Source organism: Pseudomonas sp. SIMBA_068 (genome assembly GCF_046534705.1).
Classification (GTDB): domain Bacteria; phylum Pseudomonadota; class Gammaproteobacteria; order Pseudomonadales; family Pseudomonadaceae; genus Aquipseudomonas; species Aquipseudomonas putida.
The window spans coordinates 1-284 of the sequence record NZ_JAWRYI010000332.1; the positions used below are offsets into that span (position 1 = coordinate 1).

The window sequence follows — 284 nt, forward strand, 5'->3', positions numbered from 1 at the left end:
CGGCGCGGATATGGGCATTGCCTTTGATGGCGATTTTGACCGCTGTTTCCTGTTTGACGAAAAAGGGCAGTTTATCGAGGGCTACTACATTGTCGGCCTGCTGGCAGAAGCATTCCTCGAAAAAAATCCCGGCGCGAAGATCATCCACGATCCGCGTCTCTCCTGGAACACCGTTGATGTGGTGACCGCCGCGGGCGGCACTCCGGTGATGTCGAAAACCGGACACGCCTTTATTAAAGAACGTATGCGCAAGGAAGACGCCATCTACGGTGGCGAAATGAGCG

1 pseudogene is annotated in these 284 nt (G+C 54.9%); it reads left to right on the top strand.

Annotated elements, in window-relative coordinates:
* Positions 1 to 284 (top strand): annotated as a pseudogene (locus SB756_RS29410) (phosphomannomutase CpsG); the annotation flags it as partial.